24 protein-coding genes and 1 pseudogene are annotated in these 25,819 nt (G+C 36.8%); 15 read left to right on the top strand and 10 right to left on the bottom strand.

Going from position 1 to position 25,819, the window contains the following annotated elements:
- The first annotated feature begins 95 nt into the window (after nt 1-95).
- Nucleotides 96-476 (top strand): hypothetical protein, encoded by a 381-nt coding sequence (locus ACINWC743_RS23175; protein ID WP_005029715.1) that lies wholly within the window; start codon nt 96-98, stop codon nt 474-476.
- Nucleotides 477-590: 114 nt separating this feature from the next.
- Here the strand turns inward: ACINWC743_RS23175 and ACINWC743_RS23180 are convergent, their stop codons facing one another.
- Nucleotides 591-1,826: a pyridoxal phosphate-dependent aminotransferase gene (locus tag ACINWC743_RS23180; RefSeq protein WP_005029711.1), complete on the bottom strand. Its 1,236-nt coding sequence runs from the start codon at nt 1,824-1,826 to the stop codon at nt 591-593.
- Nucleotides 1,827-2,047: 221 nt separating this feature from the next.
- Here ACINWC743_RS23180 and ACINWC743_RS23185 point away from each other — a divergent pair, with 221 nt between their 5' ends.
- Complete coding sequence (locus ACINWC743_RS23185) at nt 2,048-2,227, top strand: hypothetical protein (RefSeq protein WP_004831256.1); 180 nt, start codon at nt 2,048-2,050, stop codon at nt 2,225-2,227.
- Nucleotides 2,228-2,327: 100 nt separating this feature from the next.
- Here ACINWC743_RS23185 and ACINWC743_RS23190 read toward each other — a convergent pair whose 3' ends face one another.
- The 3 genes from ACINWC743_RS23190 to ACINWC743_RS23200 all read right to left on the bottom strand — a co-directional run bounded on the left by ACINWC743_RS23190 (nt 2,328) and on the right by ACINWC743_RS23200 (nt 6,281).
- A complete protein-coding gene (locus ACINWC743_RS23190) occupies nt 2,328-3,785 on the bottom strand; it encodes a diguanylate cyclase domain-containing protein (protein WP_005029709.1) in 1,458 nt (485 codons plus the stop codon).
- Nucleotides 3,786-3,958: 173 nt separating this feature from the next.
- Complete coding sequence (locus ACINWC743_RS23195) at nt 3,959-5,389, bottom strand: diguanylate cyclase domain-containing protein (protein ID WP_009587231.1); 1,431 nt, start codon at nt 5,387-5,389, stop codon at nt 3,959-3,961.
- Between the two features lie 112 nt (nt 5,390-5,501).
- A complete protein-coding gene (locus tag ACINWC743_RS23200; RefSeq protein ID WP_009587228.1) occupies nt 5,502-6,281 on the bottom strand; it encodes a hypothetical protein in 780 nt (259 codons plus the stop codon).
- Between the two features lie 177 nt (nt 6,282-6,458).
- On the opposite strand from ACINWC743_RS23200, the gene uvrB reads away from it, so the two are divergent.
- The 9 genes from uvrB (at nt 6,459) to ACINWC743_RS23245 (ending at nt 16,584) form a co-directional block, all read left to right on the top strand.
- Complete coding sequence (gene uvrB, locus ACINWC743_RS23205) at nt 6,459-8,480, top strand: excinuclease ABC subunit UvrB (RefSeq protein WP_004831252.1); 2,022 nt, start codon at nt 6,459-6,461, stop codon at nt 8,478-8,480.
- A 139-nt stretch (nt 8,481-8,619) separates the two neighbouring features.
- Nucleotides 8,620-9,210 (top strand): lipocalin family protein, encoded by a 591-nt coding sequence (locus ACINWC743_RS23210; protein ID WP_004831251.1) that lies wholly within the window; start codon nt 8,620-8,622, stop codon nt 9,208-9,210.
- Nucleotides 9,211-9,354: 144 nt separating this feature from the next.
- Entirely contained in the window at nt 9,355-10,284 is a 930-nt protein-coding gene (rarD, locus tag ACINWC743_RS23215) for an EamA family transporter RarD (RefSeq protein ID WP_009587269.1), read from the top strand.
- Between the two features lie 114 nt (nt 10,285-10,398).
- Complete coding sequence (locus tag ACINWC743_RS23220; protein WP_227510890.1) at nt 10,399-12,102, top strand: hypothetical protein; 1,704 nt, start codon at nt 10,399-10,401, stop codon at nt 12,100-12,102.
- Nucleotides 12,103-12,454: 352 nt separating this feature from the next.
- Nucleotides 12,455-13,912 (top strand): glyceraldehyde-3-phosphate dehydrogenase, encoded by a 1,458-nt coding sequence (locus tag ACINWC743_RS23225; protein WP_005029703.1) that lies wholly within the window; start codon nt 12,455-12,457, stop codon nt 13,910-13,912.
- Between the two features lie 114 nt (nt 13,913-14,026).
- Complete coding sequence (locus ACINWC743_RS23230) at nt 14,027-14,512, top strand: hypothetical protein (RefSeq protein ID WP_005029701.1); 486 nt, start codon at nt 14,027-14,029, stop codon at nt 14,510-14,512.
- Between the two features lie 42 nt (nt 14,513-14,554).
- Nucleotides 14,555-15,013 (top strand): hypothetical protein, encoded by a 459-nt coding sequence (locus tag ACINWC743_RS23235; RefSeq protein WP_009587217.1) that lies wholly within the window; start codon nt 14,555-14,557, stop codon nt 15,011-15,013.
- Nucleotides 15,014-15,173: 160 nt separating this feature from the next.
- A complete protein-coding gene (locus ACINWC743_RS23240; RefSeq protein WP_373866493.1) occupies nt 15,174-15,890 on the top strand; it encodes an MFS transporter in 717 nt (238 codons plus the stop codon).
- A 13-nt stretch (nt 15,891-15,903) separates the two neighbouring features.
- Complete coding sequence (locus ACINWC743_RS23245) at nt 15,904-16,584, top strand: hypothetical protein (protein WP_004831241.1); 681 nt, start codon at nt 15,904-15,906, stop codon at nt 16,582-16,584.
- A 92-nt stretch (nt 16,585-16,676) separates the two neighbouring features.
- Here the strand turns inward: ACINWC743_RS23245 and ACINWC743_RS23250 are convergent.
- Nucleotides 16,677-17,528: pseudogene (locus ACINWC743_RS23250) on the bottom strand (SDR family oxidoreductase).
- Nucleotides 17,529-17,654: 126 nt separating this feature from the next.
- On the opposite strand from ACINWC743_RS23250, the gene ACINWC743_RS23255 reads away from it, so the two are divergent.
- Nucleotides 17,655-18,032 (top strand): winged helix-turn-helix transcriptional regulator, encoded by a 378-nt coding sequence (locus ACINWC743_RS23255; protein WP_004831239.1) that lies wholly within the window; start codon nt 17,655-17,657, stop codon nt 18,030-18,032.
- A 61-nt stretch (nt 18,033-18,093) separates the two neighbouring features.
- On the opposite strand, the gene ACINWC743_RS23260 is transcribed toward ACINWC743_RS23255, so the two are convergent.
- From ACINWC743_RS23260 to ACINWC743_RS23280, 5 genes are all read right to left on the bottom strand, one after another.
- The gene (locus ACINWC743_RS23260) at nt 18,094-18,723 is read right to left on the bottom strand and encodes a DUF2238 domain-containing protein (protein WP_004831238.1); all 630 of its coding nucleotides are present in this window, start codon (nt 18,721-18,723) and stop codon (nt 18,094-18,096) included.
- Between the two features lie 103 nt (nt 18,724-18,826).
- Complete coding sequence (purB, locus tag ACINWC743_RS23265; RefSeq protein ID WP_009587232.1) at nt 18,827-20,215, bottom strand: adenylosuccinate lyase; 1,389 nt, start codon at nt 20,213-20,215, stop codon at nt 18,827-18,829.
- A gap of 120 nt (nt 20,216-20,335) precedes the next feature.
- The gene (hflD, locus tag ACINWC743_RS23270; RefSeq protein WP_004831235.1) at nt 20,336-21,067 is read right to left on the bottom strand and encodes a high frequency lysogenization protein HflD; all 732 of its coding nucleotides are present in this window, start codon (nt 21,065-21,067) and stop codon (nt 20,336-20,338) included.
- A 27-nt stretch (nt 21,068-21,094) separates the two neighbouring features.
- Complete coding sequence (gene mnmA, locus ACINWC743_RS23275) at nt 21,095-22,234, bottom strand: tRNA 2-thiouridine(34) synthase MnmA (protein ID WP_004831234.1); 1,140 nt, start codon at nt 22,232-22,234, stop codon at nt 21,095-21,097.
- A 4-nt stretch (nt 22,235-22,238) separates the two neighbouring features.
- Nucleotides 22,239-22,724: an NUDIX hydrolase gene (locus tag ACINWC743_RS23280; protein ID WP_009587264.1), complete on the bottom strand. Its 486-nt coding sequence runs from the start codon at nt 22,722-22,724 to the stop codon at nt 22,239-22,241.
- A 469-nt stretch (nt 22,725-23,193) separates the two neighbouring features.
- Here ACINWC743_RS23280 and ACINWC743_RS23285 point away from each other — a divergent pair, with 469 nt between their 5' ends.
- Genes ACINWC743_RS23285 through ACINWC743_RS23295 form a run of 3 tightly spaced genes read left to right on the top strand, consistent with a single transcriptional unit; the run spans nt 23,194 to nt 25,503 of the window.
- Nucleotides 23,194-23,949, top strand: coding sequence for a hypothetical protein (locus ACINWC743_RS23285; protein ID WP_009587256.1), 756 nt, complete (start codon nt 23,194-23,196; stop codon nt 23,947-23,949).
- A gap of 12 nt (nt 23,950-23,961) precedes the next feature.
- Nucleotides 23,962-25,008, top strand: a complete 1,047-nt coding sequence (locus ACINWC743_RS23290; protein WP_004831230.1) for a linear amide C-N hydrolase — start codon at nt 23,962-23,964, stop codon at nt 25,006-25,008.
- A gap of 12 nt (nt 25,009-25,020) precedes the next feature.
- Entirely contained in the window at nt 25,021-25,503 is a 483-nt protein-coding gene (locus ACINWC743_RS23295) for a hypothetical protein (RefSeq protein WP_004831228.1), read from the top strand.
- Nucleotides 25,504-25,819 lie beyond the last annotated feature (316 nt).

Consider the following 25,819-nt stretch of genomic DNA (forward strand, 5'->3'; position numbering starts at 1 on the left):
AGCCCGCTTTGTATGTCTCAAATGTAATTTTCATGACCATTCTTTGTATAACTTCAATCTTTAGAATGAAAATTGAATTATCACAGGAGAATTACATGAAAACTTTGATCAAATTTGTTTTTATTGGTCTATGTGGTGTTGCAAGTTCTAGTTTTGCATCACAACATCATGAGCAAAACATGAAAATTGATCACTTTGGTACAGGTAATGATGGTGATAATAGCTCAGGTCTTTTGCTGAAACAGCCGATGAAACTCGTTCCAGCATCAAAGCAACAAAGAACCAAAGAACCGCGTATTGAACATTATGGTACAGGTAACGATGGTGACAATACTTCAGGTTTATTATTGGTTGACCATGAAAAAGTTTATGCTTTATCAAATACCTATACACCACAACCTGATCAAAGACGAATTGAGCATTACGGTACAGGTAACGATGGTGATAATACGACAGGACTACTGCTTCAGGAATAATCTTTATTCGCGTTGATGGATCAACAAGGTATTACAGCAGATAGAGCAATAGACAAAAAAAATGGGTGTATCAATACGCCCATTTTTACATCAAATCATAGTGATAATAGCAGACTATTGCGCTGCTTTTTCAGCTTCGATAGAAGCAATTGCAGCATCAATACCTTCAATTGAATCAGCAGCTTTTTTGATACGTGCAAGCGCATCTACTAGAACTTCATCAGCAGTTGCATATGAAATACGCATATACCCGCCTAAACCAAAAGCATCGCCAGGTACAACAGCAACACCAGTTTCTTCAAGTAACCATGCAGAGAATTCAGTGCAAGATTTTAGACCCTTAGCACGAATCAAAGGACGAATATTTGCATAGGCATAGAATGCGCCGTCAGCAGGTAAACAAGTGATGCCGTGAATGTCGTTTAGACCTTGAACAACAAGATCATGACGACGTTTGAATGCTTCAATCATTGGCTCAAGAACATCTTGAGGACCATTTAATGCAGCCTCAGCAGCTACTTGTGAAATCGATGTTGGGTTAGATGTTGATTGTGATTGAATCTTCTTCATCGCACCGATTAATTTTGCTGGACCAGCAGCATAACCAATACGCCATCCAGTCATTGCATAAGCTTTAGATACACCATTCAACACGATGACACGGTCATAAAGATCAGGTGCAACTGTTGCAATATTATAGAACTCATCATCCCAACGGATTGGTTCATACATATCGTCTGATGCTACAAAAACTTCAGGGTATTTACGTAAAACTTCAGCCAAAGCTTCAAGTTCAGCTTTAGTATAGATCATCCCAGTAGGGTTTGAAGGGCTGTTTAAAACCACCAAACGTGTTTTATCAGTAATCGCTGCTTCTAATTGAGCAGGGGTGATCTTGAAGCGCTGTTCTTCACCACACTTCACGATAACAGGAACACCCTCTGCAATAATCACCATGTCAGGATAGCTAACCCAATATGGTGCAGGGATAATCACTTCATCACCTTTATTTAACAAAGCCAGCGCCAAGTTAAAGAAAGACTGTTTACCACCACACGAAACCAAAATTTGGTTTGCTGCATAATCAAGATTATTATCACGTTTTAATTTAGCAATAATCGCTTTTTTAAGGCCTGGGGTACCATCAACAGCGGTGTATTTGGTAAAACCGTTGTTAATTGCTGTAATTGCAGCATCTTTGATGTGTTGTGGGGTGTCAAAATCTGGTTCGCCTGCGCCCAATCCGATTACATTTTTACCAGCAGCCTTTAATTCAGCAGCTTTATTGGTAACAGCAAGCGTTGGAGACGGTTTGATGGCATTTACACGATCAGAGAGACGTACGTCCACGGCATTATTCCTTCTTATAGGGATTAAAAAATAAAAAGCACATTATCATAGCCTAAATTTTAAGGTTTGGTCGTTTAATATTTATGCAAATTGACCAAATATTCACGAAAAACAAAAAATTAATGTATCAAGAGAATACAAATAAATAAGCGCAATGGAGATCACTCGCATCAAGGGCAAAATTTACGTACAATATAGCCAGTTAAAATTGAGTGAATCACATGAGCACCCAAAATACTCCCAAAAAAAAGCCATTGGTGAATTTACCTTTTCCAATGCCATCAGCTATTGAAAATGTAGATGATGTTGCCCACAATCAAGTGCGCCCAAAACCTGAGCAATATGCAGACCGTACATGGATGCCTCCACGTGGTACACGTCGTTCGATGGGTAAACGTTAAAGTTTGAATAGAAAAGGTAGGTGCATAAAGCACCTATTTTTATGTCTTATTTTTAGATATATCAAGCTGGTGTTGAAGGTTTCGGCTAAGCTTTCCCGTTTTATATTAAGTTTTGTTCATTGAGCATTTCAGTGACGTATTCATAATAATTTTTCTTTTTTTGATACATCAATAAATCCGCACGCTTCAACATATTATCAATACTTTCATTTTCATTGGTTGTGGCATAACCAATTGCAATGCTGATCGGCTGTGAAGAGTAGTACTGATTATCAATATTCAGTAATTCCTCTATGGTCATAATCATAGATTCAACCATTTGCTCATTGGCTGCAGGCATGAGCAGTACAAATTCATCTCCGCCAATCCTGGATGCGGTATAACTGGTATTGGCAATCGTACGACTGAGAATATTGCCCATTCGGCGTAACAAACCATCCCCAATATCATGACCGAATTGATCATTAATGGCTTTTAACCCATTCATATCGATGAAAACTGCAGAGGTCGGACGCAATATATTGCGTTCTAAACGATTAATTTCTTCTGTATAGAATGAACGGTTAAATAATTTGGTCAATACATCATGTTTACCTAGGTATTCCAAATAACTTTCTGCTTTTTTACGCGCCGTAATATCGGTGAGTGCGACTTGAACTAAACTCCAGTCTTCCTCATAACCAGGGAAAACAGTAAATTGCAACAATACATTCCGTACCGAGCCATCTAAAGCGTAATTGATCGCTTCACGTTGATGGTGAATTTTACCATTCCACAATTCAATCAACTGCTCTCGGAATGTTTGGTAAATTTCTTTGGCAAAGACTTTGTTTAAGTTTTTAAATAAGGTTTCTTTATCTGGAGCCTTAAATAAGTCCAGTGTTGCTTGATTGACATCCAGTAAAATAATATCTTCAATACATTGGTTCACAAAGTCTGTATGTACATCCAAAAAGGTTCTAAAATCATCAATACCGATTTGGCGTAACTGATCTAAACGCATTTTGACCCGACTAAAATCCTCTACCCATAATGAAGCAGGTGAATAGATAAAGCGAGATTCTGCAAGTTGTCGATTTTTTTCTTCTAGACGACGGGCATTTTGATAGTCTGTAATATCTTCTGTGGTAATAAGAACTTGATTTAAACTCTCTTCTGAACCAGGCATCACCGCGCCACGTAGTTTGATGTCCAGCTTTTTTCCTGAAATCGTGTAATTTACAGTGGTGCTGGAAAACTCTGTCTGACCTTCCCAAAGTGCGACCAACTCTTTGATATGTGAATCAAACATTTCTTTTTGGAAAATAACATTTAAATTTTGACAGAGATGTTTTTGATTTTTTGCTTCAAAAAGCTGTAAAGTTTTTTGATTCACTTTAACAATTTTAATTTTATGTGCGCATTGAGTCACTTGTTCTGGATGTGCTTCTAAAAAGCTTTGAAGATTTGTAATCCCTTGATCTTTCCACTGATTAAATTGTTCTTTTATTGCACTATAATCTTCTAACCACATAGGTGTGGGGGATATATCAAAAATAGAAGAATCGGAAAATGCCATTACAAGATTCTCGTTTGCTATAAAAGTCATTTAATTGTTTTGGAATATATCCTAAAATTTAAGGATGTAAAATAATAAGCAAAAATAAAATGTAAATTATTTATTATCTCTAAAAAATAGTGATAACTGACTCACTTTGTCCATTTACTGACAATTAGTGTAAAAGTGTATTTTTAATATTTAAAATCATGCTGACGACTGACCTGATTTAAATAAAAATATTGTTTATCCTTATACATCATTTGATCGGCTTTTTTTAATAAATCCGCGATATCACCTTGCTGATTTATACTTGCATAACCAAATGCAACACGAATTGGATGGTGTGGAAACGCTAATTGATCAGCCAATAATTTTTGTTGAATTATGGTTATGAGATTATCTATATCACGTTGATTTGCTTCAGGCATTAAAATTACAAACTCATCTCCGCCTATACGAGATACTGAATAATTGGTTTTTAAGGTCGATGTTTTTAAAAGTTCTGCAAATCTCTGGATTAATAAGTCTCCAATATGATGACCTTGAACATCATTGATTTTTTTTAATCCATTAATATCCAAATAAATGCAGGAAAGTGAATGAAATGCAGCGGATTGTAAACGTTGGATTTCTTCACTAAAAAATGTGCGGTTATATAATTGGGTCAATTGATCATGTTGATTGGCGTAGTGTAAATAATCTTCTAATTTTTTTCGTTCAGTTAAATCGGTAAATGCAATTTGCACGGTATCCCAATTATGTTGTGAGTCAGGGAAAATGACGAAGTGTTCTTGAACATGAATTAAATCACCATGCACCGACTGATATTCACATTCTCGTTTAATTTGATGCTGTCCATTCCATAAATATAATAGTTGTTGAGAAAAATTTTGAAGATGATCTTTAAAAATACGATGTAGATGCAGACAAAACTGTTGTTTATTATAGGCACAAAAGAGATCAAGCAAAGCTTGATTGACACCTACAGTTTGGATGTTTTTAAAACAAAAAAATAAAAAATCAGGATTTTTTTCGATATAGCGTTTTAAATCTGTAAGATGATTGGCTTTGAGTTGATCAAATATTGTTTTGATCTTGCTATAGTCTTTTACCCAAAGTGCGGTTGGAGAATGTAAAAATAAAGATTCAGCAAAACGTCGCGCATTTTGTGATTGCGAAATATCCTCAGTGGTCAATAGCACTCGATCCCAACAATCCTTGTCATCGGACAAAATGTTGGCTCTCAACTGGACATCGATTCTTTTACCTTGACAAGTATAGTTGATGACTGGAATAGAGCAATTTTTTTGTTTGTTCCACAATGCTGAAAAAAATTCAATATGCATCATCTCAGTGTCTTGAGTATGCATTTCTGGAAATTTTTCTATAATTTCTTCTAAATTATGGGCTTCATACAAATTGAGTGTACTTTGATTGACATTAATGGTTTTAATTGCAGCTAGACAGGGGACTAAACGTTGAGGATCTTCGATTAAATAGTGCTGTATATCAGATATACCTTCAGCAGCCCAGGCATCAAAAATCTTTTTGATGCCACTAAAATCCTGTAGCCACATCGCAATGGGAGACAAATTAAAAATCGTTAAATCGATTTGCTCCATTCTTATTCCATTTTATTATTTATAAATTTAGCTTAAATATAATACGGTAAAATGGCAATACCTAAATATATTGTGATGTGAAGAAAAAGTGATCCTATGCACTATACTTGACTTACTTCTTGGCATGATGTTCTGCTTTAGGCGCTGCAATCACGCGTTGACCTGTCCATACATCAATAAAATCTGTTTCATTTAAATGATAAAGCTCTAACAATGCCAGAATCGCACCACCAATAATCATTGAACCTTCAGAGTTCGGTTGGAATTCAATTATTTTGCCATGCAGATTGTGAAGAATGTCTTGTATTTCAAAAATCCGATCACGTCCATTACTGTCATTTGGATACATGGGCGTGTTTAAAATAATCGTGGCTAGGCTTTTTTCTGCATCTGTTAAATCTAAATTTTTTATTGCTTGCTCAGGATCAGCACTAAAAATGACCTGATCTGTAATAAAACTATGCAACAATTTTTGCGTCAGCTTCGGTAATGTCTTTTCAACGAAAGGGCGGAATGAGACTGGAAAAATCACGTTACGCGCAATTCCTTTAAACATGGGGGCGATTTCTTCAACTTTATAACCTGCAACACCACATCCCACAGACGTAATGAAATACTTCATTTTTGGATGATTCTTAGCATATATTTTAAAATCATCAATGTAGTGTTGAATTTGTGAAAGCGGCATTTGTTGTAAATGTTCATTCATGGTTGGAATTGCAAAACTCTGACCCGCCCAACCACGTCCCACGCCTTTGGTTGCCCCGAAAAATAAATGAGCTGTTTTTGCAGCACCACCTTGATGTGTTCCTGCCAAATTACTTCCGAAAACAAATACAGTGTCTTCAGGTAAAGTTTTGATAATGCTTTCATCATGGTAGTGATATGTCATGTTTTTCAATCCTTTAATCGGCTTAATTCCATGTTGCTATCGAAATAAAAAAGGGTCAAGGTATTTGTTGAATATTGTGTAAAAATCCCCATTAAGTTTAAGGTAAATCTTTTGCTCAAGTCGGTTTCTGTTAAACTGCACGAGCTTCTTTCTTCTTGGTTAAAAGAGTGAATTATTGTGAATGATCATCAACCTTTTGAACTTGTTACAAACTACCAGCCTGCTGGTGATCAACCTCAGGCGATCGAAAAATTAGTTGCAGGGATAAATCAAGGTTTTCATGATCAGCTTTTATTAGGTGTGACTGGTTCTGGTAAAACGTATACCATGGCAAATGTGATTGCTCAGACGCAAAGACCAACCATTATCATGGCGCACAATAAGACTCTTGCAGCCCAGCTTTACGGTGAGTTTAAAGCATTTTTCCCCAACAATGCTGTCGAATATTTCGTCAGTTATTATGATTATTATCAACCTGAAGCTTATGTGCCTTCTTCTGATACTTTTATTGAAAAAGATTCAGCGATTAATGATCATATTGATCAAATGCGTCTTTCAGCAACACGTGCACTGTTAGAGCGACGGGATGCCATTATTGTGGCTTCAGTTTCAGCCATCTATGGTTTGGGTGATCCAAATGCTTATATGAGTATGTTGTTGCATATTGTACAAGGCGACAGAATCAGTCGTGATGACATTATTCGCCGTCTTGTCGAAATGCAATATACACGCAATGAGCTGGAGTTTTTACGAGGTACTTACCGTATTCGTGGCGAAATTATTGATATTTTCCCTGCCGAATCGGACCAACATGCCATCCGTGTTGAACTGTTTGACGATGAAGTCGATTCGATTCGTTGGTTTGATCCAATTACCGGGAAACTGGTACGTAAAGCCCCTCGTGTGACGATTTATCCAAAAAGCCACTATGTCACTCCAAAAGATAATCTTGAACGTGCTATTGGAACGATACGAGATGAACTTGCAGAACGTTTGGTTTTCTTTAAAGAGCATGAAAAGTTGTTAGAAGCGCAACGGATCGAACAACGTACGCGTTATGACTTGGAAATGATGCAACAACTCGGCTATACCAATGGGATTGAAAATTATTCAAGACATTTGTCTGGTCGTCCGGCAGGTGAAGCACCACCAACATTGTTTGATTATATTCCAGATGATGCCTTACTGATTATTGATGAGTCACATGTGACAGTTCCTCAAATTGGTGCGATGTACAAAGGTGACCGTTCTCGAAAAGAAAACTTGGTTAATTATGGTTTTCGCTTACCAAGCGCCTTGGATAATCGCCCAATGAAGTTTGAGGAATGGGAGCGTATTGTTCCGACGACCATTTATGTCAGCGCAACACCTGCAAAATATGAACTGGAAAAATCAGTCCAAGTTGCCGAGCAGGTGGTTCGTCCAACAGGTTTAGTCGATCCAGAAATTGAGATACGTCCAGTTTTAACCCAAGTCGATGATGTACTCTCCGAAATCAATATTCGTAAAGAGCTGAATGAGCGAGTGTTAGTGACAACACTGACCAAACGTATGGCAGAAGATTTGACCTCATATCTAAAAGAATATGGCGTAAAAGTAGCGTATTTGCATTCTGATATTGATACGGTTGAGCGAGTGAAAATTATCCATGAATTACGTACAGGTATACATGATGTGATCGTGGGGATCAACTTGCTACGTGAAGGTTTGGACATGCCAGAAGTTTCTTTGGTGGCGATTTTAGATGCAGATAAGGAAGGTTTTTTACGTTCTGAACGTTCACTGATCCAAACTATTGGGCGTGCAGCAAGACATGTCAAAGGTAAAGCGATCTTGTATGCAGATCGTGTGACTGACTCTATGCAGAAAGCCATAGATGAAACTGAACGTCGTAGAGCTAAACAAATTCAATTTAATGAAGAACATGGCATTATTCCACGCAGTGCAGTTCGTCAAGCAATCAAAGAAATCGATACCGGCGAGGTGCTCACTGACGATCAAATTGATGATGCGATTGTTGAGCAACAACATGCTTTAACTGCGGACGAACGTCATATTTTGTCTGACCCTAAACTGTTCACTAAACACATCACTAAACTTGAGAAAGAGATGTTAAAAGCATCAAAAGAGTTGCAATTTGAACAAGCAGCACGCTTACGAGACGAAATTGTGCGTTTAAAAGCGCGAATGTTAAAGTGATTTCGTTTGAGACGTGATTGCTGTATTTGACTTAGATTGTTGCTTTAATATGGACATAGGATACATAAAGCTACAATCTAAGTTTACATTTCTGATTATTTTATAATAAATAGTAAAAATCCACGATTGAGGGTATAAAGTGCAATTATTCAAAATATTACCCAAATCCTATACGCTAAAAAACATGATCATTGGGTTCAGCATTATTTCTGCTACTCTTTTTTATCCTAAAGTGTATGCGGATTATTCGACATTGGCAGCTGTTCCAAAATTAGAGCTAGGTCAGTATCTCGGGTTATGGTATGAAATTGCACGTAAACCTATGTATTTTCAAAAAGCCTGTAAGTCTGATGTCACTGCACGTTATACCGTCAATGAGTTTGGCAATGTTGCAGTAGATAATCGTTGTATTGATCAAAATGGCGAAGAATTGCGTGCGTTGGGTGAAGCTTTTATCAGTAATGAACCCTTTAACTCTAAGTTTAAAGTCAGTTTTATTCCTGAGGCAATTCGCTGGATGCCCGTGGGAAGAGGGGATTATTGGGTGCTTAAAATAGACCCAGAATATCAAATGGCTTTGGTCGGAGAGCCTAAACGTAAATATTTATGGTTATTGTCACGTGATCCACATCCTGATGAAACCAAAGTAACTGAATTTCTACGATATGCACAAACGGTTGGTTTTAATTTAAAAGATATTATTCGAACCAAGCAGAACGTTTCACAATAATTCCATAAGTTGGCAATTTGTCTGTTGATATTTGATTACTTCAAATCTTCATTTGAGAAAATATTGCAATATTCAAAATAATTTTGAAAGAAAAAAAGTTTATACTATTGAAAGATTTATTTGAGAATTTTCGAGAGGCGATAGATGTTTAAGGGCGTAGCATTGTCTATATTGGCATCTGTCACCTTTGGAGTATTGTATTTTTATACCAAATTATTAGGCGATTTAGATAGCCAACAAACATTTGGTTGGCGAATCATTGCAACCTTACCTTTTCTAACTTTATTTATGTTTTTCAGTGGTGATTTTGCCCACGTCAGAAATATTTATCAGCGTATGATGATGCAACCTGCGTTATTGATCTTACTGCTGATCACTTCTGCGTTGACTTGTTTCCAACTTTGGTTGTTTCTATGGGGACCGATGAATGGACGAGGATTACAAGTTTCATTGGGATACTTTCTTTTGCCTCTGGTCTTGGTTCTCGCGGGTAGTATTTTTTATAAAGAAAAGTTATCAAAATTTCAAATGGTTGCCGTGGCATTTGCTGTGTTAGGGGTAGGTCATGAATTGTGGCGTTTGGGCAGTATTGCATGGGAAACCATCAGTGTTGCTTTGGGTTATTCACTGTATTTTCTGATCCGAAAAGCAATCAAAACGGATAATCTTGGTGGGTTTTGGTGGGACATCCTGATTTGCATACCTGTTGCCATCTATTTTACTCAAATGGGAGTGAATGCTTATGGGCAATTTATTGAAATGCCCAGTTTATTTTTGGTGGTTGCTGGGCTAGGTGCATTAAGTGCTATTGGTCTAGGGAGTTATATTTTAGCCAGTCGTTATTTGCCTATGGTGCTGTTTGGTTTACTGAGTTATTTAGAACCCGTTTTATTGGCATTGGCTTCATTGGCTTTAGGAGAGTCTATTTCCGCAGATGAATGGTTGACTTATATCCCGATTTGGTGCGCTGTAGGTGTTTTGGTTTTAGAAGGCAGTTGGCATATTTATCAACAAGGAAAGAAACGAAAAAATTTGGAATTGAATATTAAAAAATTTGATAAAAGAAAGAAGTAACAGGTATTCTTTAAATATAAAAACGATAATCCTTGAACTTAAATTAAAATAAATGTTAAATATATCTCAATATTGGTGCTTTAAACATGTTTAAAAAGAAAAGAATATTGATTGATGATGAATATAACAATGATTCCCTATCAAATACGGGCAACCCTTTTGCAACTTGAGCCGAGTACAGATTTGAACTGGGCAAAGGTGTTGTACGAAATTTTTGATGAAGCTAATATTGAAGTACGCGAAGAAATTGATCGTCAAATCTTAAAGCCTAAAGAGATACAATGGAATAGAACTGAAAATACCTTTGAATTTAAAATTACAAACTCATTGGAAACGTTAAAGCATCGTTTAGACAGTGAGCGCATGCGTTCGATTGCCAATAAATTAAGTAACTCACTCCATTGGTTAGAACAAATTACTGATTGTGTACAGATTGCAGATTACCTTGAAAATACTTTACATCAGATTGATCTAATTCCAGTAGATGACCATCTTGGCTTACAACGTGAAAAATTATTAATACGCCGAGTTTTTTTGCAAGATGTGGCGAAGCTGGTACGAAATCTCAATATTCACATTCATCCGAATGTACGTGATTTAACGGTAAATCAAATCAAATGCTTTATTATCGAAGTGTTTATCAAGCAACAATTATTAGGATATTGGTTTAAACCTTTACTGACCAAATCATCAAATCTATTTGCTCATCCCTTCTTTAAATATTTTATTGTCAGCGAACAGAAAATTCGTAAATTTGATATTGTGAATACTTCTGAATTTATTTACTTGATTGCACCAATACAACATTTTGAGCAAAACCCATATTCAATTCGTCGATTTTTGTTTGAAGAACATATTGAATATAACAATCAAATCTATTTAACAGGATTAGTGATTGACCCAAAACAGATCAGTGAAAATGCATACCGAGTACAAACAGATCAGTTGATACAAAAAATGGTGACGATCCAACATCAAGTTCATCGAGATGTCATTGAGATTGTACAAGAGTTTGAAAGTTTTACTGAAAATAAGCTATTGCCATTTTTAATGCAACCGCTGGGAATGGTCGGTAAAAACAGTGATCTCGTGGCACAAAATCATATTAAAACCATTGAACAAATGTTGATTGCCAATGTGTTGATGCCGTTAAGAAATGCAGTGAAGAATGATTTATCGCATTTAGAAGAATTTGAATATTTGTTTATGAGTGTTCATCGTATTTTATCTGAGATTTTGTCTCATTATCGCGATTTTAAAGAGCAACCCGCATTGTTTTTTAATGCACATGTGCAGTTATTTGAATATCGTTTACTGGCATATTTGAAGCTTTTGGAAAAACGTAAGGACGAAATCTTTATTCCGATGAGTAAACAGGAATGGCAAGTCATGCATGAACGTTCACAACAACCGATAAAAAAGCTTCAAGAGATTATGTTTGATCAAGCCAAAGACTACAACGAATTACAACTCTACATCCAACAATTAAAACATGAACAGAATCAAGTAAAAGGCTCTTTGCTCAAGAAAATTGTAAAAGGTGGAAAAGTAGAAAAAGACATTCTGCAAGCTAAACATGCCACACTGCTGATTAAGAAGCAGACGTACTTAGATGTATTGAGCGTTCCAAAAGGTTTATCGAAATATAGTGTATTTATTGAATTTGAAAGCTTAACTTCTTTGAGTGAATTAGAACGGCATTATGCTTTTCCTTCAGGGGACAATGGTATTATTCGTTTCCCTTTTTTAATGAAAATTCCTGAGAATCTAGCAGATTTTGATTTTGAAGCTTTTCATGCATCCATGTATATGGATTAATTTCATACTTGAGCGCTGTTTATCCAACCATCATATCGACTGAATATAGGCTGTTGATCTGTCAATGCTCGATGAGGAAAGCAGTTAAACTGAGTTTAATCGTGTTTGAAATGAAGCCGCTGGATGTTTTTCATTCGTGTTATGGAATGCATGTAACACTATGTTAAAGATCTATAAACAAAGAAATCTAAATTATAGTTTAGATATCAATATTTAATTTTTATAAAAATATCTAACATGATAAATTATTATAAAAATCTACCATGAATTGATTTCAACTAAATGAGAATTCCATTACAATTGTGGGGTTTAAAAATCCATGTCTAGATATACATAAATAGAGGACGTATCTGTGAGCAAAGACACTATCATCGCCCTACATGCAGAGCACCAAGGTCGCTGGAAAAACCGTGAAGAAATCGCGGAACGTATGATTGCATTAATCGGTCAATTATACCGTGAAAAAAATATTGTGACTTCTGTTTACGGTCGTTCTTTAGTGAACCGTTCAGTAATTCAAATTCTTAAAGCTCACCGTCGTACGCGTATGATGGATGTTGAACTTTCAGTTGTACATACGTTTCCTATTTTAGAGGCTTTAGCAAAATTAGATAATATTGGTTCAGCAGAAGTTGATTTAGGTAAACTTGCTGTTGAATACAAAGAAAAGGGTGGCGATGTTGATGCATTTGTTGCTCAAGCTGTTCGCTCTTTAGAAGGTCGTCCGGCACAAGTTGAACCGAAAGATGTTGTGCTTTACGGTTTTGGTCGTATCGGTCGTATTTTAGCGCGTTTGATCATCAGCCAATCTGGTCTTGGTCGTGGTTTAAGCCTGAAAGCAATCGTCGTACGTAAATCATCTGATGGTGATTTAGAAAAACGTGCTTCATTGTTACGCCGTGACTCAATTCATGGTCCATTTGCAGGAACAATTTCTGTAGATGAAGAAAATGAAGCAATCATTGCCAACGGTAACTTCATTAAAGTGATCTATGCATCTAGCCCTGCTGAAGTAGATTACACTGCTTATGGTATAGATAATGCACTTGTGATTGACAACACAGGTAAATGGCGTGATATCGATGGTTTATCACAACATCTTAAATGTCCAGGCGTAGGTCGTGTTGTACTTACTGCTCCGGGTAAAGGTGATATGAAAAACGTTGTATTTGGTGTGAACCAAAATGACATTATCGATTCAGATAAAATCATTTCAGCGGCAAGCTGTACCACCAACGCAATTACACCTGTCTTGAAAGTATTAGAAGACAAATACAAAGTGATCAATGGTCATGTTGAAACAGTTCACTCATTCACTAATGACCAGAACTTGATTGATAACTACCATAAAGCAGATCGTCGTGGTCGTGCAGCAACATTAAATATGGTGATCACTGAAACTGGTGCTGCAAAAGCTGTTGCAAAAGCATTACCTCAGCTGCAAGGTAAATTAACAGGTAATTCAGTACGTGTACCTACACCAAACGTTTCATTGGCTATTCTTAACTTAACACTAGAGAAAGAAGTAGATCGTGAAGAAGTAAACGAATATATTCGTCAAATCTCGATCAACTCAAGCCTTCAAGGTCAAATTGGCTATACAAACTCTACCGAAGTCGTATCTTCTGACTTTATTGGTTCTCGTACTGCTGGTGTATTTGATGCACAAGCGACGATTACATCAGGTAACCGTTTAACAGCTTATGTTTGGTACGATAACGAAGTGGGTTATAGCTGCCAAGTATTACGTATTGCTGAACAAATGTGCGGTGTAAGCTATCCAAAAGCACCTGCTGAAACAAATGCATAATTTGTAATATTCAGTAAAAAGGAGCTTCATCTGAAGCTCCTTTTTTTATATTCTAAATTTATCTTGGTTTAAATCTAATAAACGATTTTAACCGAAATTTAGAGCATATTAAAAATGAATAAAAATTTACCAATTTTCGCTTTGGTTTTGCTGAATTTATCAACAATAATCCATGCAACCCCGCAAACAAGCCTTGATTTAACCCCAATATTGCAAGATCGTTTTGAACAAAATTGTGAGGTTCGCCAGCAATTTGATTATTATGTTCGCGATGATGAAATTCTGCCAATATTAATGAATCAGGTGGCTAAAGATGAAGTTGATGAACAAAACGCCTATGTGAGTAGAATCCTTACTTTAAAAAATACGACTTATCGGGGACTGATTGTCACAAAAATTGAGTTTGTATGGGGGCGAGGATTGACTTTAATGGAGTATTTACATTTCGATCTCCCAACTGCTTCAGCACAGCAACAATTTAATGAAATTAAAAAGAAAAAACAGCAAAATGCTAAAGCTGCAAATTTTGTAATGGTTGGAGAAGGCAAAAATAAGGGTATCGCGATTTGCGCTTGGGCAGATAAAAATACAGCTGAATAAAAGCGATTTCATAGTCAGTCATTTACATTAAAGGAAAATAATATGAAAAAGCTGATATTACTCAGCATGATATTGCTGTTAACTGAGGTGACTTATGCTAAGCCTTTAGAATTACGCCCCTTATTACAAGATCGCTTTGAGAAAAATTGCGCAATCCGACAGCAATATGATTTTCATAATGATGATAATGAATTGACTGAACCATTAAAGCGTCATACTACAAAATCAAGCTATGTCGATAAAAATGTTTATGATTCCAGTGTATATCAAGTCCAAAATGTCAGTTATGCTGGTATACCGATACGCAAAATGGAATTTAGTTTTGGGCGGCTAGCGCAGCAATTTAATGAATATTTATATTTTGATCTCAGTTCAGAATCGGCTAAAAAGAAATTTAAAACACTCAAATTTAAACAAAATCATCAGAAAAGTCAGATCAGCGTTGAATATAAGAAAAATCTTGCGATTGTTCAATGTTATTGGTTGCTTGAGCTAAACTAAGCATAAGAGAGGCAGATAAAAATGATTGTTTGTTTAGTAAATGAACAAATTACTTCGTCTTTTATACATAAAAAAGCATATTTATTCACATAAATATTTAAAATAAACCTTAATTATTAGATAAAAAATTAAGGAATGGATTTTGCAGTTGAAGCAAATTATGGCAGGAATCGCCTTTATCTGTGTGGCTACACTTTGTGGAGTTATGCTTGCTATTTGGGTTTTTAAGTATTTTAGTATTTATATTCCTTTAGAAAATCAGGCTGTCCGTATTGATTTAAAAGAACCGCTACAAGCTAAAGTACAAATTCATGATGCCCTGAATGTTGATGTTAAAGGGAAAGTGAATGCTGAAATTCCAATCCATGAAAAATTGAATTTACCGATCACTCAGACTTTAACGCCCCATGTTTACTTTGATAATCAAGTACCAATCGAAACCAGTATTCCTGTGAATGAAGTGATTAAAATCAATCAGGATATGCCGATTGATACCAAAGTGAAAGTCACGGTTCTTGGAAAAGATATTACTTTACCGCTGAAAGGTACCATCCCGGTGAAGATGGATGTGCCCATTAACTTACAAGTTCCGTTGAATCAAAGCATACATTTAAAATTTGATGCACCTGTTAAAGTTTTACTTAAAGAAAATTTGCATATTCCATTAGACGCAACGCTTAAAACCAATATTCCGATTCAAGGTCACCTCAATGTACCGATCAAATCTGCATTGCAAGCCACAGTAGATGTTCAAAATACTTTGCCAGTGAAAATTGAGAAAGGGCAATTAAAAATACCGCTAAACAGTATAAAACTTTCACGTCAGACCGCTGGACAAGCTGAGCGTGAACATACTCAATCTGAAGCATTGAATTAGGTTGATCTGGAATATGTGGTTATTTAAATCGCTTAAAACGTTATTATTCAGTTTCCTCATTGTCGTATTATGTGTTGCAATCGGTGTCTGGTTATATTTAAACATTCAGACCTCAATGCAAGTTTCTGCTCAGCAGGCACAAATTCAATTGTCTGAATCTTTACCTACAAAAATTCATGTGGGTAACTATTTAGAAACTCATGCCAAAGGGGCTTTAGATACAACACTAGATATCAATCGCGAATTAACTTTACCTTTAAATGGCAAATATTTAGCCAATTTAAGTTTTGTGGTCACCACACCGATTGAGGTTGATTTAGACTATTCGACTCAAATCCAAATCGAAACAGTGATGCCATTAGAAACAACCACTGATTTGGTTTATCAAAATAAACTGCTACCTGAATTTCCTTTAAAACTGGACATTCCGATTAAGCTTTCTGTACCTTTCAACATCAAGCGACATTACCAAGTACCGATCAAAATCATGTTTGATGGTCCAGTCTATTTGGAATTTAATGAGCTAATTAGTTTATATGTCAAACATCAGCTAAAACCGATGCTCAATATTAATGATCCGATGACCATGCAAAAAATTGCGACATTTGATGCAACTATGTACAACACCAAAAGACAATCATTCGCAGATTTACAGATGAATATTGATCTACCTGTACGTAATATTCATCCATAGCATTGTTTTGCCACGATATTTATTTACTTCAATATCGTGGCATTGGTTGTCTCGTGTTCAGGAGGTGCGAATAGATCGCAAACGCATAGATGCTAAAAAAGTGATTTCACTTGAGATTGAATATCGGTGGTTTTGCGACCAATCAATTGTTCTAAATCTTCACGAGTACTGAACATAGCACCATGTGCAGTTTGGACATCCGCATCGACAATTACACTGACTAATTCGCTTGGTAAGCCAGCCGTAATTAAGGCTTCTGTATAGTCTTCGGCACTGATATTTTGATATTGAACAGATTTGCCAGATGCTTGACCAATATAAGATGCCAAGTCGGAAAGCGTAAAACTGGTTGAGCCAGCAAGTTCATAGGTTTTATTTTCATGACCTGTTGAACTCAGTACTTTAGCTGCTGCTTCAGCATAATCGAGTCGAGACGCTGAACTAATTTTGCCGTCTTGAGCGCTGCCATAAAGTGTGCCTGTTTCTGCGGTATGTTGCACATTGGCTAAGTAATTTTCGTTATACCAATTGTTGCGTAACAGGGTTTAGCTCAAGCCACTTGCTAAAATAAGGGCTTCAGTTTCACGATGTTCTTCTGCTAAACCCAATGGGCTATGCGTTGCATTGAGTAAGCTGGTATAGGCAATATATGGGACTTTGGCAATCACTGCTGCATCAATCACAGCTTTGTGTTGTGGTGTACGGCGTCCAATTTCATTGGCTGAAATGAGTAATAGTTTATCAATGCCCTGTAATGCAGGAACCAATGTGTCTGGTTGGTCATAATCAAATTGGCGAAGTTCGATACCGATTTGTTGAAGTGCTTGTGCTTTATCTAAGTTACGGACTAAAGCCACGATATTTTCTGCTGGAATGCGTTTTACTAAACTCTGAATGACCAATTGCCCAAGTTGACCTGTAGCACCTGTAATTGCGATTTTCATAAAGTTCACCTTTTGATTGATTTAGATTGGATGTTTTTTAAACTTGATGCTATTATCATAGTTATTAAACTTACTAAATGTAAGTACGTACCGAAAAGTAAGCTAATTACTGTATGGAGAGAATTCATGAGCATCTATGCTTCAAGTCATTTAATTGGTCAAGTTTTATCCAGTGAATGCCCATCTAGAGAAATATTGGAGCATTTAACCAGTAAGTGGTCTGTGTTAGTTCTGCGGTGTTTAAGTGATGGTGTGCAACGATTTAGTGAGTTGCGCAACCGTATTGAAGGTATTAGTGAAAAAATGCTGGCACAAACTTTACGGGTATTGGAACAAGATGGATTTATTTTACGTACGGTTTATCCAGAAGTTCCGCCAAAGGTTGAGTATCAATTGACGATTTTGGGTGCACAAGCTGCTGAAAAAATAAGTTATGTGATTGGTTGGATCGAGAGAAGCTTGCCAGATATTTTGGCAAATAAAGAAAATCTAAATAAATCTTAGATTAACTGATATTCACCAAACCGTTAACATTTGGTGAATATATGCAGTCTTAAAAGTGATCTTAATTTTGTTTGTTGGTTTTTAGACTTAGCAATCCTGTAATAATTGCACCGATTGTTGCTAAGAACATGTCTTTATGTGCATCCCAAACATCGCCTTGTTGCCCATTATAGTTTTCAGCTTCTTCTGGGGATAAACCAATTGCCAACCACCATTCAATCCATTCATAAAATAAGCTGGTTGCCATGACAAATTGAATCACCAGAATGAATAAAACGCTTGGTTTTAAATTTGGTAGCCAGACTTGGAAAAGGCGATAGAAAAATGGGTAGAGAAACAAGCCATAAAAAAAATGTACAAAGCGATCAAACATATTGCGTGACCATCCCATGGCTTGGTTAAGGTCAAAGTGTAAATATTGGATTGACCAATCATTATACGGTACATAGGAATACAGATAATGAGCAGCGATGACATGAATGATCAGAAATAAGATATAGAGTAGAAATGAGGAAAAACTCAGTCCAATTTTCTTTAAACAGAAGAATAAAGCAACCAACATCAGCACCGTACCAATTTGATGCAACATGTAGGACGGATATTCTAATGGATTGATACTTGCCAAAATAATGGCAATTGCTAGAACTGCCAGTACTAGCCAATGTTTTGGGGTTAAAGAGTGGTAGATCATTATATTGTTTTCTAAAAATTATTAATGCGCATTGTAATCAAAATGCAAAAAAATGCGAAGCTTTAGCTTCGCATTTTTATGACTAAAAAAAGGATTACAAATCTTAGATTTTAGCGATGAGATCTTTAATTTGCTTCGCTTGATCAGCAGCATTACCAGTATAAGTTGCTGGGGTCATTTCAGCTAAACGCGCACGGTCAGCAGCAGGTACAGCTTCAAGCTCATTACCATTGACAAAGTTGACCATCATATCGCGTGTCATTGCTTGACCACGCGTCAATGCTTTTAATTTTTCATAAGGTTTTTCAACTGCATAACGACGCATAACTGTTTGAATTGGTTCAGCCAATACTTCTTGAGCATGATCAAGATCTTCATTTAAACGAGCAGCATTTAATTCAAGTTTACCAATACCTTTTAAGCATGCTTCAAATGCGATTAAGCTTTGTGCTAAACCAACACCCATGTTACGCAGCACTGTAGAGTCAGTAAGGTCACGCTGCCAGCGAGAAATAGGAAGTTTTTCACCCAAATGCGCCAATACCGCATTTGCAATACCCAAGTTACCTTCAGAGTTTTCAAAATCAATCGGGTTTACTTTATGTGGCATAGTCGAAGAACCAACTTCACCTTCTTTCAAACGTTGTTTGAAGAAACCGAGTGAGATATAACCCCATACGTCACGGTTAAAGTCGATCAAAATTGTGTTGAAGCGACGTAAAGCATCAAATAATTCAGCAATATAATCGTGAGGTTCGATTTGGGTTGTATATGGGTTGAATGTTAAGCCTAATGACTCAACAAAAGTTTGAGCATGTGCAGGCCAGTTGATTTCAGGATATGCAGAGTAATGTGCATTGTAGTTACCTACAGCACCGTTAATTTTACCGAGCAATTCAACTTGATTAAATTGTTTGATCTGACGCGCTAAACGATATGCGACATTCGCCATTTCTTTACCCAAAGTTGTTGGGCTGGCTGTTTGACCATGGGTACGCGACAACATCGGTTGTTCAGCGTGTTTCTCGGCCAAATCTACGATTGAATCAACAATTTGTTGCATTGAAGCCACTAAAACATCACGACCATTTTTTAGCATTAATGCATGAGAAAGGTTGTTGATGTCTTCTGATGTACATGCAAAGTGAATGAATTCGCCCGCATTTTTAAGTTCATCAATATGTGCAATTTTTTCTTTAAGGAAGTATTCAACTGCTTTTACATCATGATTGGTTGTGCGCTCAATTTCTTTAATGCGATTAGCATCTTGTTCAGAAAATTGAGCCACAATTGCATCTAAAGCATTGTTTGTGTCAGTTGAGAAAGCAGGCACCTCGGTGATTTCAGGACGGTTTGCAAGCGCTTGTAACCAACGCACTTCAACAGTCACACGAGCATGGATTAAACCAAACTCAGAGAGGAAAGGGCGCAAAGCATCACATTTACTTGCATAGCGTCCATCTAATGGAGAAAGTGCGGTTAAAGCGTTCATAAAGATTCCTTAAACTTTGGAATATAGGTCATATTTATATTTTACAAATACTCAATGTTAAAACCATCTATAAAATATCAACATGACCCTGTGTAAAACCGAAACTCGATCAATATCAAATTACACAACCTGATATTGTAATCGAGCAAGATCCTGAATATCTTGAAGAAGTTTACGTTTGCTAAAGATCATATTCCATGAACTACCACCTAATTGACGCCATAGGTGAGCCATCTGTAAACCTGTAAATAAACTTGCGCGAATACGATTGGTGTGTGCAGTATCTTTAAATGCTTCTGCATTACCCCGCACCAAAATTCTTGGATTAATTTGACCAGCAGTGTCGACATATGCTTGTGCTAAGTTGGCAATAATACTCGGGTGTAAGTAGTTATTATCGAAGAAGGACAACTGTTTTAAAATTTTTTGCTGGGATTGATGAATAATTTCTACGAATTTTGGGTTGCTATAGACTTTTTTTTCTAATGCTAACAATGACATTGCATATGACATTGGCAGTTTTGCACTGGCTAACTTGGGAATTCTGGATTTGGGTGAGGTGGAAAAGGGCTGAGTGATGCTGCTTTCTAATGCCTTTAAACCTAAAGAGATATCAGCCAATTGATTAAAAAAATCTAAGGTTTGACCAGACTGATTGTCTGAAGGGCGTATATTGAGACTGGCTTTAATCAATTGTTCAAAATAAAAATTGCCACTTTCCCCGATGCTTTGACGACCAGTCATAGCCGTCATATGGGTCAGCTGTGTTGCTTGAAACACAGCCGCTAACGCCAAAGCTCGATTTTGGCGTTGATTCAAAGTCTGAGGCTGTTGAAAGGGCAACTCAACCATGCCTAAATTCCTTTAAATAATGTTTAATCATGACTCGATAAAGTCTGGTTTTGGTGCATTGGTATGATGAATCACCCCACCACCTAAACAAACTTCATCAACATAAAAAACAACACTTTGTCCCGGTGTAACGGCACGTTGTGGTTCATCAAATTCGACACGTACACCACTTGGTGTATTGCTGTCTTTATAAATTGTACATGCTTGATCTGGTTGGCGGTATCGAGTTTTTGCCGTGCATCGGAAACCTGATTCAGAAATCTCTTGCTCTCCAGCAACCCAATCAATTGCTTCAGACCATAAAACGGTGCTTTGCATCAATGGATGTTCGTGACCTTGACCAACGACAAGACGGTTGCCTTCAAGGTCCTTATGTAGAACAAACCACGCGCCTTCTTCGGCACCTTTTAATCCACCAAGACCAATACCACCTCGTTGACCGAGCGTATAGTACATTAAGCCGTGATGATCACCAACCTCTTTTCCAGAATCTAAAACAATTTTTCCCGGTTGTGCAGGTAAATATTGTTTTAAGAAGTCATTAAAACGGCGTTCACCAATGAAACAAATACCTGTTGAATCTTTTTTCTTTGCAGTTACCAAACCAAGTTCTTCAGCAATCTTGCGGACTTGAGGCTTTTCAATCTCACCCACAGGGAATAATGTTTTGTTGATTTCACGACCATGAACAGCATGCAGAAAATAAGTTTGGTCTTTATTATTATCTACACCACGGAGTAAAGGTGCATATTGATCGCCTTTGCTATTGGTCGCTGTTTCTCCACGACGGCAATAATGTCCAGTCGCAATAAAATCAGCACCTAAGCTTACAGCGTGGTCGAGGAAGGCACGAAATTTAATTTCTTTATTGCATAAAATATCTGGATTCGGGGTACGACCAGCAGCATATTCCGCTAAAAAGTGCTCAAAAACACGATCCCAATATTCCATGGCAAAGTTGGCAGTATGTAATTTGATGCCAATTTTGTCACAGACCGCTTGTGCATCAGCAAGATCTTCCATAGCTGTGCAGTATTCCGTACCATCATCTTCTTCCCAATTTTTCATGAAAAGACCTTCAACTTGATATCCTTGTTGAAGTAAAAGCGCAGCAGAAACAGATGAATCTACACCACCAGACATACCGACGATGACACGTTGTTGCATAGGATTAGGCATCCAAGTTTGAAATTAAAGGAGAGTTTTGGTGCTCATAGATGAGCGAAAGTGGGTATTTTTGCCCAGATAATGCGTCTTGTACAGCTTTAATCACAAGAGGGCTTCTGGCACGTGCAGAATCAAGTAATTCTTCAAGGCTCATCCATTGCGGACCAATAATTCCAGTATCAAGTTGAGCATCAGGGAAGTATTCTGTGATATGGGCTAAGAAGCAGAATCTAAAATAAGTACGATCTGGAAACATGGGCGGAGTGTAGGTATAGATGCCAACTAGAGAATCAACCTCAATCGCATATCCTGTTTCTTCCATTGTTTCACGTATAGCAGCTTGAATAATGGTTTCATCGCGCTCTACATGTCCAGCAGGCTGGTTAAAAACAGTATGACTAACACCTTCTGTATGTTCTTCTACAAACAGGAATTTTCCATCTTTTTCAACAACAGTTGCGACCGTTACATGTGGAGACCAAGAGCTCATAATCAGCACCATGGGAGATAAAGCATTATTCTACAAAATTTTCAGCTTGGTGGCTATGTTCAAGGCTTTTTCTTTGAGCAATGGGGGTAAAGTATATCCACCTAATTGGGCGAATCTATTGATTGGTAATGTATGACTTATTTCAATATAAGTACCGAGATGAGCAGAACATTGAATGTCATCAAGAGTATTGTTTAATTTAATAAATCCACTGTAAAAATTAATTAAAAAGTTATTTTTCTTTTTTAAGGGGTATAGTTCATAAAAAATATTTTTCACGACGTTCTTGTTGTAAGTCATTAATTTATATTTTTATTTTAAAATATTGTCAGTGGGAATAAACTAAATTTTATTAGATTATTTATTTTTTAATACTTAATTCCCTTGATTCTTTATGTGATTAAGGTTCATATTTAAACGCAATGCTTATTAAAACACATGATAAAAAATATCTATAAAGAGGGTATTGATGAAAACAAACAAATACTTATTTTTTCTGATCGGTTTGCTTTTAAATCAAGCAACACTCGCTGACACTTTCTCAGATACATTTCAAGGACCTGTAAAACTTAATCTTAATCTCTATGTATTTGCTGCAGATGTGGATGGGAATATCCAAAAGGGTAAAATAAAATACGATATCGATCAGCCATTTAAAGAAATAGTCAAGGCGCTTGATCAATCCTTTATGGGGCATGTGGATTTGAGTAAAGGCAACTGGGGGCTTTATGCAGATCACCAGTATGTCAAAACATCTCAGGAAAAAAGCGCAATCAATATCCCCGTCGCATTGAGCACTAAGCTCAATCAAAGTAGTTACGGGGTGTATTATCAAGCCTATGTCTCAACCGAAACAACATCGCAACAACAGGCAAAGTTTATTGTAGAACCTACACTTGGTTTACATCGAACTCAGGCAGAAGCAACACTTGGAGCGTTTAATCAAACACTGGCAGCAGATGCAAAGTGGACAGAGTTTTTTTGGGGATCACGATTTAAATACAATTTCGACTCGCCTTGGAATTTAGCAGCAGAATTCACAGTTGGCACTGAAAACACCACTGTTGCACATGCATATCTAGGTTATCGGATTCCTGTTTTTCATCGAAATTTCAATTTACGCGCAGGCTATCGTTACTTTGAACAAGATCATAAATCGAATAATTTTCACTGGGATGTTTGTCAGCAAGGTCCTGTGATAGGGATCAATCTACCAATTTTCTAAGAGGGTTTAATCATGAATAAGGCAATAAAAAAAGTGTTGTTTGCAGCAGGGCTTTTGGTCGCTGCTGAGGTGGCAACTGCATGTACTCGTGTTGTGTATCTTGGCAATAATGATGTGATGACAGCACGTTCGATGGATTGGAAAAGCGATGTTGGAACAAATCTATGGATTTTACCGAATAATGTTAAACGCACTGGAATGGCTGGACCAAAGTCAATTCAGTGGACATCGAAATATGGCAGTGTTGTGGCTACTGGGTATGATATTTCTACAACTGATGGCGTCAATGAAAAAGGGTTAGTAGCAAATTTGCTGTGGTTGGTGGAGTCGGAATATCCAGATGTAAAAAACAATAAAAAACCACCGCTCAGTATTTCACTATGGGCGCAGTATGTATTGGATAACTACGCAACAGTTAATGAGGCGATACAAGCCTTAGAAAAAGAGCCATTCATGATTGTCACAGATCAAGTGCCAGGAGAGAAACGTTTAGCAACGCTACATTTATCTATTTCTGATTCGACTGGTGACAGTGCTATTATAGAATATATTGGCGGTAAGCAAGTCATTCATCATAATCGTCAATATCAAGTCATGACGAACTCTCCTACCTTTGATCAACAGCTTGCATTGAATACTTACTGGAAACAGATTGGTGGAACAACGATGTTACCAGGGACAAATCGTGCTGCAGATCGATTTGCAAGAGCATCGTTTTATATCAATGCCATCCCTAAAAATGCCTCTCCGGAACATTCATTAGCCAGCGTATTTAGTGTGATCCGTAATACCTCAGTTCCTTTTGGACTCAATACTGAAGAGGAGCCGAATATTTCGTCTACACGCTGGCGAACCGTTGTAGATCATAAACGAGGACTATATTTCTTTGAATCTGCTGTATCACCTAATGTTTTTTGGGTAGACTTAAAGGAGATTGATTTTAAAGATGGTCAAACCAGAAAGCTTGAGTTGGGTGCTGACCAAGCGAAAGTGTATGCAGGTAAGGCTAATTCTTCTTTTAAGGTCGCTCAACCATTCCAATTTCTGGGCATCCAATAGGATATAAAAAACATGATGAAGAAACTTTGGTACATTCCTTTGAGTGCATTGCTTATCGCAGGATGTGCTTCAAATCCTAATAATGCGAATTCAAATGTGGGTACTCAAGGCTTATTAATCTGTCAGCCAAGTGAAATTTGCCCGATTGTGACAGTGGCATGGAACGAAGCACATAAAGACATTCTAAAAGTTAAACTGAGTTTAAACAGCGCATACACCAAATATAATATTGAAAAAGTTGTATTTAGTGATGGGGTGAAAAGTCATTCATTTAATGTGATTGGACCTACTGAAATTGATTTTGCATTTAAAGCCAATCGTTCACGTAACAGTGTTTTAGTTCCTGTGAATATGATGGTTGATTTCAGAGGCTCAGAAAATGTCTTTATGGAAATTCATACAGATCAGGGTGTAATTAAACGTTATATCGTGAAAGATAATGTGAAAGCGCCTGTGTTTGAAGAGTTAAGTAAATACTATAAAGTGAATGAATAAGCACTTTATATTGATCAAATTGGGTTTTAATTTCACTTGATTTAGCTGAAATTAAAACCCATTTATCTGGATATTTGGAAATTTCCTCGACGTGTCACGTTAAAAATAATATTGAAAATTATGTGGTTATAAATGAGTTGCGATTTTTTCACATACAAATATACAAGAATTTCCAGTTTTTGGAAAAATGAAATATCTAACGTATTGGCTTGGTCAATTGGAAAGCGAGTATTTTTAGCGCAAGTAGAGCTTATAGTTAGGGCAAAAATAAGGTATTTTACACATACAAACACAAGCTATGATTGGCTTTTTAGAG

The organism is Acinetobacter sp. WC-743 (assembly GCF_000335555.1).
In the GTDB taxonomy this organism is placed as follows: Bacteria; Pseudomonadota; Gammaproteobacteria; order Pseudomonadales; family Moraxellaceae; genus Acinetobacter; species Acinetobacter bereziniae.

Coding starts and splice junctions, on each gene's coding strand:
- hflD (WP_004831235.1), bottom strand. CDS start 21,067: ATGGTTGAGTTGCCCTTTCAACAGCCTCAGACTTTGAATCAACGCCAA.
- ACINWC743_RS23200 (WP_009587228.1), bottom strand. CDS start 6,281: ATGACATATCACTACCATGATGAAAGCATTATCAAAACTTTACCTGAA.
- ACINWC743_RS23255 (WP_004831239.1), top strand. CDS start 17,655: ATGAGCATCTATGCTTCAAGTCATTTAATTGGTCAAGTTTTATCCAGT.
- ACINWC743_RS23220 (WP_227510890.1), top strand. CDS start 10,399: ATGATGAATATAACAATGATTCCCTATCAAATACGGGCAACCCTTTTG.
- ACINWC743_RS23245 (WP_004831241.1), top strand. CDS start 15,904: ATGTGGTTATTTAAATCGCTTAAAACGTTATTATTCAGTTTCCTCATT.
- rarD (WP_009587269.1), top strand. CDS start 9,355: ATGTTTAAGGGCGTAGCATTGTCTATATTGGCATCTGTCACCTTTGGA.
- ACINWC743_RS23260 (WP_004831238.1), bottom strand. CDS start 18,723: ATGATCTACCACTCTTTAACCCCAAAACATTGGCTAGTACTGGCAGTT.
- ACINWC743_RS23185 (WP_004831256.1), top strand. CDS start 2,048: ATGAGCACCCAAAATACTCCCAAAAAAAAGCCATTGGTGAATTTACCT.
- ACINWC743_RS23280 (WP_009587264.1), bottom strand. CDS start 22,724: ATGAGCTCTTGGTCTCCACATGTAACGGTCGCAACTGTTGTTGAAAAA.
- ACINWC743_RS23190 (WP_005029709.1), bottom strand. CDS start 3,785: ATGGCATTTTCCGATTCTTCTATTTTTGATATATCCCCCACACCTATG.
- ACINWC743_RS23175 (WP_005029715.1), top strand. CDS start 96: ATGAAAACTTTGATCAAATTTGTTTTTATTGGTCTATGTGGTGTTGCA.
- ACINWC743_RS23285 (WP_009587256.1), top strand. CDS start 23,194: ATGAAAACAAACAAATACTTATTTTTTCTGATCGGTTTGCTTTTAAAT.
- ACINWC743_RS23230 (WP_005029701.1), top strand. CDS start 14,027: ATGAATAAAAATTTACCAATTTTCGCTTTGGTTTTGCTGAATTTATCA.
- ACINWC743_RS23235 (WP_009587217.1), top strand. CDS start 14,555: ATGAAAAAGCTGATATTACTCAGCATGATATTGCTGTTAACTGAGGTG.
- ACINWC743_RS23240 (WP_373866493.1), top strand. CDS start 15,174: ATGGCAGGAATCGCCTTTATCTGTGTGGCTACACTTTGTGGAGTTATG.
- ACINWC743_RS23290 (WP_004831230.1), top strand. CDS start 23,962: ATGAATAAGGCAATAAAAAAAGTGTTGTTTGCAGCAGGGCTTTTGGTC.
- ACINWC743_RS23295 (WP_004831228.1), top strand. CDS start 25,021: ATGATGAAGAAACTTTGGTACATTCCTTTGAGTGCATTGCTTATCGCA.
- ACINWC743_RS23195 (WP_009587231.1), bottom strand. CDS start 5,389: ATGGAGCAAATCGATTTAACGATTTTTAATTTGTCTCCCATTGCGATG.
- mnmA (WP_004831234.1), bottom strand. CDS start 22,234: ATGCAACAACGTGTCATCGTCGGTATGTCTGGTGGTGTAGATTCATCT.
- purB (WP_009587232.1), bottom strand. CDS start 20,215: ATGAACGCTTTAACCGCACTTTCTCCATTAGATGGACGCTATGCAAGT.